Here is a 6,000-nt window from a genome sequence, read left to right as displayed (position 1 = left end):
CCGAGTATCCAAACGCCTCGCACGCATTCGACAACCCGCTCGGTGCGCAGCCTGCAGCGATGCAGCCTGGATACCAGAGTGTGCGCAATTGCTTGATCGAAGAGGATGCCGATGGGCTGCTCATTAACACCGACACCAAGCGGCCATTCGCCTATACGGACACGTGCGTCGTGCACGGCGTGCACATCGGCCACGATCCGGTCGCTACCCGTGAAGCCAAGCAAGCCGTCAAGGCAATCTTCAAGAAGGCGTTCCAACTCCCATGATCGGGCGACGACCGGATGTCGCCTATTGGCCCGTTGCGGACATTCACTTAGGCGTCCGTCGATGTCTGCTTTGGAGGACAACTCAGACCTCGCTATCTCCGCACGCGCGTACCAGATTTATGAGTACACGCCCAAGTCTAGGCGACAGGGTCCGCGTCGACCGAGACCACCTGCAGCTCCTTGGATTTGCGCGAGATCATGCGGGCCAGCTCGCTCTGCTTGTAGGTCTCGACGAACTTGATGGCGAAGCCGTTCGGCAGATGCCGGACCACCCGCCCGACGCAGGCGCCGATCGCAAGCGGCATGCCGATCGGCGGCTGCGCCTCGGAGGAGACCGCCGCGCCGGACAGCGACATATCGATGATGAAGCAGCTCTGCATGGTGCCGTCCGCCAGCGTCAACATGGCATGCGGCGCGACGGGAACGAAACGCGGGTTGTTGCGCGCCTCGCGGATGCTCGGATCCTTTTGCTTCTTCTCGATCCAGGTCAGCTTGTCGGCGAACTTCTCGCGCATGGCATGCGTCATCTCGAGCTCGAGCAGGAAGCTGCCGCTCATCGTGTCGGTGATGCAGCCCTCGAACTTGCCGAACTCCTCGAAATACGAAGTCAGCCGGTCGCCGACCTTGCCGACGACCGGCACGTCCACGATCATCCGGAACGGCGAGACACGCGTGGTGCGGCAGGCGAAGGTGCGCAATTTGCCCTGGGCATCGTACCAGTTCGGCAACGTGTAGCTGCCGTTGACGGTGATCTTGACCGCGCGTTGCTTGAGAAACTTTTCGACGGACACGACTGAACCTCGCCCGAGGCGATGTGAATGCACGGAGGTCGGGATTGACCGGCTTCACTGCCGGTCCGGTGGTGGGGAAATCCGCTACCGACGCGATGGTAGCGGGGAGCTGCGGCACGCATTCCAGCGCGTGGCCGAATGGTCCTGGCGCGCAGGTGCGTACAGCCATACCGTCGAAAAACTAGGAAAAAGTTAAACCGGGACGGAGCGCCGGCGGCGCACTCTATGGCGCAACCGTTGCCCGGCAGTTTATTTTGCGAACCGCACAACTACCGGGAGAGTTGCTACCCGGCAATGCAAGCGCGCCGTGCTCCAAACCGCCTGCCTCGGCTGTCGGCCGGGTGCTAGCCTTCGCTCAATCAGTCTGGACCCTCATAGGCTCAACATGTCAAACAAATCGCTTGCCGACGGCAAGATCCTGCAAGACGTCGTCGACGGCGTCGGCGTCATCACCTTCAACAATCCCGACAAGCGCAATGCGATGTCGCTGGAGATGTGGGAGGGGCTCGGCGAGGCGCTGACGGCGTTGCGCGACGATCCGGCCGTCCGCGTCGTGATCCTGGTCGGCGCCGGCGACAAGGCGTTCGTATCGGGCGCCGATATCAGCCAGTTCGAGAAGACCAGGCACAACGCCGAGGCCTCCGAGGAATATTCACGGCGCAGCGCCGCCCAGCGCGCCCTGCTCGCCGACTATCCGAAGCCGACCATCGCCTGCATCCGCGGCTTCTGCCTCGGCGGCGGCATGCAGGTCGCGATGCTGACCGATATCCGCATCTCCGGCGCCAGCGGCCAATTCGGCATTCCCGCCGCCAAGCTCGGCATCGCCTATGGCTATGACGGGCTGCGCCATCTGGTGTCGCTGGTCGGCCCGTCCTGGGCGCGGCTGATCATGTATACCGGCATGCGGATCGATTCCGCTGAGGCGCTGCGGATCGGCCTCGTCGATCGTGTGCTGCCGGACGCCGAGCTCTGGGATGCGACCATGGAAATCGCGCGCACCATTTCCGCCAATGCGCCGCTGGCGATCAAGGCCGCCAAGATCACCATCGCGCAGGTGCTGAAGGATCCCGCCGACCGCGACATGGCGGCGGTCAAGCAGATCGGCATCGAATGCATGGACAGCGCGGACTTCCGCGAAGGCCGCAATGCCTTCATGGAGAAGCGCAAGCCGCAGTTCAAGGGCCGGTAGCGACGTCCCCATCCGCACCTGGCATAGCCCGGTTCAACCGGGCGATCCAGTACGCCGCGGCCCATCGGCTCAAGCACGACCGCCTCTGGAATACTGGATCGCTCGCATGCGCATGCGGATGCGCGGGTGATGACACCGGATGGCGATTGCACGATTTCTGAATAATCGAATAGTACCGCTGATTTGCCCGACGTGTCAAGTCGCCTGGTCGAACGCCGGCCGCCGGCGGCTCCTTTGCATGGGGTTGTTTTCGATATTTTGGCAGTGCGCTCGCGATTGAACCTGCCCTACTTCTTCTCGCTGACCGGGACCGTGTAGTTGAGGATCAACCGCCCGCCGTCGGGATAGATGGTCTGGCCGGTGATGTAGGAGGCATCGTCGCTGGCAAGGAATGCCACGACGGCAGCGACCTCGCTCGGCTCGCCGCAGCGGCCGGCCGGCGTGCGCGACAGCACGCTGCGCCGCGCATCCTCGGACGAGAAGATCGCCGTCGCCACCATCTCGGTCAGGATCGTGCCGGGTCCGACCGCCACGACGCGAATGCCGTGCGGCGCCAGCGCCACGGCGGCGACCGAGGTGAGCTGCTTCATCGCGCCCTTGGACATCGCATAGGTCGCGAGCGAGGGGATCGCGAGCAGCGCGTTGACCGAGGACATGTTGACGACGACGCCGCCACCGCCCTGCGCGATCATCTGGCGCGCCGCAGCCTGGACGCCGAAGAACGCGCCCTTGAGGTTGATGCCCATCACGTCGTCGAATTCGGCCTCGCTGATGTCGAGGAAGTCGCGGTTGCGCGCGACGCCGGCATTGTTGACCATGACGTCGAGCCGGCCGAATTCCTTCACCGCGGTCGCGACGATGCGGTCGACATCGGCGCGCTTGCTGACGTCGGCCTCGACCGCCCGCAGCTGATCGATATGTCCGAGTTCCTGGGCGGTGTGGACAAGCCCTGCAGCGTCGACATCCGAGATGACGACCCTGGCGCCATCGGACAGGAAGCGCGCCGCACAGGCCTTGCCGATGCCGCGTGCCGCCCCCGTGATGGCGACGACCTTGCCGGAATTCTTCATGGGAGTGCCTCCAGAACAAACTGTTCATGGAGCAATAGCGCATTGCGCGTCGGCAGGGAACGCGGCGGATTCTCCGGGCGAGACCTTACGACTTGATGCGCGCGAGAATCCGGTCCGCCTCGGTACGCCAGTCGGCGCTGCGGGCAAAGTCCGGCGTTCCCCTGGGTCCGAACACGCCCTCATCGGCAAGATCGGCGATCCAGCCCTGCCGCTCGGCGGTGCCGGAGGCAGACCACGGCGCGAGCCCCGCCTCGCGCACGGTCTCCGCCACCTCGCGCACCTCCTCGGCGCGCCGCCGGCCATGCTCGATCGCCCGCTGAAAGAAATAGGCACCCTGCTTCTCCCAGTCGATCGACGGAAAGGTCTCCTTGAGCGAGGCGAGCACCGCATCCTCGACGGCATAGGCGCGTGCGGTGGTGAAGCTCTCGATCACCTTGGCCTCCAGTCCCTTGATCATGATGCTGCGGCACATCTTGACTGCCGAGGAGACGCCAAGCTCGTCGCTTGCGACCTTCGCCGCAAAGCCGAGCGCGACCAGCTGCGGCGCCAGCTCCCGCGCGCCCTGCCCGCTGAGCAGCAGCGGCACCCTGATCCGGTACGGCGGCAGCGAGGTCATCACCGCGCCTCCGACATAGCGGCCACCGGCGCCGTCGATGTGCGCCGCCGCGCGCTGCTTGGCGCCGGGCGAGGCCGAGTTGAAATCGAGAAACCAGGCGCCGTTCCGGATTGCAGGTGCGCAGGCCGCGGCCACCGGCACCGCCTGGCTCGCCGTCACCGCCGAGATGATGAAATCGGCCCGCGCCGCAAGATCGGCATGGGATTGCGCGAGCTCGACGCCGATCTCCGCCGCGTGCGCGCGCAGCGCCGCGCCCTGCCCGCGGTCAAGCTTGATATCGTAGGCCGAAACGCTCACGCCCTGCCGGCGCAGATCCTCGGCAAGGATGCGGCCGACCTCGCCATAGCCGAGCATGCCGACCTGCCATTGCCGCGGATCGCAGGAGATTGTCATCAGTTCAGGTTCCGTGTTGTGTCGTCGAACAGCTCGTCGACCGTGACGTGCCGGGGGATCAACGCCTGCTGGACGCAATAGTCGATCATCAGCTCGAGCGGCTTGCGGTTCGCCGCGACGCCGAACGGCAGCAGGTCCGGCATGCCGGACGGGCCGGCCTCTGCCTTGCAGCGCTTGAGGAGATCGTACAGGCTTCGCGCCACGTCCGGCCGCGACGCTGCAAGCCGCGATGTCACCACCACCAGGTGATTGACCGGCACCACGCCGTGCCGCGCATACCACAGGGACGCCTCTGCGGCTGGATCGGCGAACAATGGCTTGAATGCCGGATCGCTCGAGATCTCGCCGAGCACGGCATCGAGCTTTCCGTCCCTCAGCATCTGAACGATGGTCTTGCCCTTCGGCGCACGCTCGGTGCTGTCGACATATTCCGCGACATGCGGATCCTCGAACGTGACCCAGTTGATCCTGTCGAGGTTCACGCCATGGTCATTGGCAAGGATGCCGCGCATCCATGCCCCGGTCGTGGTCGTGAACGAGCGGATGCCGACCTGCTTGCCTTCGAGATCGGCAGGCACGAGCGTGCCGCGGTCGGCGCGATAGAGCGCATGGCCGTGCTGGAAGCGGCCGACCATCGCCGCCGGCAGCAGCACCAGCGGCTTGCCGTGCGCCCTTGCCATCAGATAGGTCACGATCGCCATCTCGCAGACGTCGAATGCCTGCTCGCGCACCATCGGCTTGAACGCGGCGTTGGTCGGCGTGAATTCGGTGAAGTCGAGATCGAACAGGTCGGAGCGAAGCTCACCGTTCTTCACCGCCCGGATGTGCGGATGATTGCCGAGCACGGCGCGCAGCCGAAGTTTCTCCATCGCGACAAGCTCCGGACGTTCAGGTCACCACTCGCCCCGGATTTGAGCCCGGGATCTTGCGCGGCGCCCCTTCGTCGAGCGGCGCGGCCTGCAACGCGGCAACGGTGGCGCGCACCAGCTCCTCGATGGCGTGGCCGGCATCGGTGCCGTCGGCGCTGCCGCGCGACAGGCGCGAGACGCGCTCCGGCGTCACCAGCGTGTAGTAGAGCGCGCCGAGCAGGAAGTGGCTGCGCCAGACCAGATCAGTACGCGGAATATGCGGCAGGCTTTCATGAATCGCGTCGATGAAGGCATGACTGGTGTCGTCGAAGGTCTGCGCGATGATCTTGCGCACGACCTCATTGCCCTCGGCCGACATGATCGCACGCAATCGCGTGAACCGCGTTCCGCCGCCTGCAAGATCGCTGCCGGACGTAAAGGCCGGCAACACATAGGCGCGCACGATCGCCTCCAGCCGGTCCTGCAGATCGCGCACCCGCCGCGCCGCCGCCAACAGCTCGGAACGCCGCCGGTTCATCGGGCCGCAATGGCGCCGATAGATTTCCAGCAGCAGGCCGTCCTTGGTCCTGAAATGATAGGTCACGCTGCCCGGATTGGCGCCGGCGGCGTGCGCGATGTCACGCACCGAGACGGCGTTGAAGCCATAGGTCGAGAACAGTTCCTCCGCCGCGGCGAGGATCGCCTCGCGCATGTTCGGCTTGCGGGTGCTGGCGGCGGCCTTCACGTCAGACCTGGCAGGTTTGCGGACCATATTTGTACTATCGTCCAAATAATCCGGTCGCGTCAACAACGCCGCGGTGCACGCA

The 6,000-nt window shown here is 65.2% G+C and carries 6 protein-coding genes and 1 pseudogene; 2 read left to right on the top strand and 5 right to left on the bottom strand.

What is annotated here, in order from left to right:
- Nucleotides 1-266: pseudogene (locus J6525_RS06435) on the top strand (dienelactone hydrolase family protein); the annotation flags it as partial.
- 137 nt (nt 267-403) lie between these two features.
- Here the strand turns inward: J6525_RS06435 and J6525_RS06430 are convergent.
- A complete protein-coding gene (locus J6525_RS06430) occupies nt 404-1,057 on the bottom strand; it encodes a PilZ domain-containing protein (protein WP_092089649.1) in 654 nt (217 codons plus the stop codon).
- Nucleotides 1,058-1,442: 385 nt separating this feature from the next.
- On the opposite strand from J6525_RS06430, the gene J6525_RS06425 reads away from it, so the two are divergent.
- On the top strand, nt 1,443-2,246 hold the full coding sequence (locus J6525_RS06425) for an enoyl-CoA hydratase (RefSeq protein WP_225642926.1): 804 nt from the start codon (nt 1,443-1,445) through the stop codon (nt 2,244-2,246).
- Nucleotides 2,247-2,533: 287 nt separating this feature from the next.
- Here J6525_RS06425 and J6525_RS06420 read toward each other — a convergent pair whose 3' ends face one another.
- From J6525_RS06420 to J6525_RS06405, 4 genes are all read right to left on the bottom strand, one after another.
- Nucleotides 2,534-3,316 (bottom strand): SDR family NAD(P)-dependent oxidoreductase, encoded by a 783-nt coding sequence (locus tag J6525_RS06420; RefSeq protein WP_092089647.1) that lies wholly within the window; start codon nt 3,314-3,316, stop codon nt 2,534-2,536.
- A gap of 85 nt (nt 3,317-3,401) precedes the next feature.
- Nucleotides 3,402-4,325 carry a DUF1932 domain-containing protein gene (locus J6525_RS06415; protein WP_249795925.1) on the bottom strand — a complete coding sequence of 308 codons (924 nt, stop codon included), beginning with the start codon at nt 4,323-4,325 and terminating at the stop codon, nt 3,402-3,404.
- Nucleotides 4,325-5,194 (bottom strand): ABC transporter substrate-binding protein, encoded by an 870-nt coding sequence (locus tag J6525_RS06410; protein ID WP_225642922.1) that lies wholly within the window; start codon nt 5,192-5,194, stop codon nt 4,325-4,327. The genes J6525_RS06415 and J6525_RS06410 overlap by 1 nt, the downstream gene beginning before the upstream one ends.
- Nucleotides 5,195-5,213: 19 nt before the next feature.
- Complete coding sequence (locus tag J6525_RS06405; protein ID WP_225642920.1) at nt 5,214-5,945, bottom strand: TetR/AcrR family transcriptional regulator; 732 nt, start codon at nt 5,943-5,945, stop codon at nt 5,214-5,216.
- Nucleotides 5,946-6,000: the final 55 nt, after the last annotated feature.

The organism is Bradyrhizobium australafricanum (assembly GCF_020329495.1).
In the GTDB taxonomy this organism is placed as follows: Bacteria; Pseudomonadota; Alphaproteobacteria; order Rhizobiales; family Xanthobacteraceae; genus Bradyrhizobium; species Bradyrhizobium australafricanum.
The sequence above is the reverse complement of the archived record's forward strand: the minus strand, read 5'-3'. Positions and strand labels throughout refer to the sequence as shown.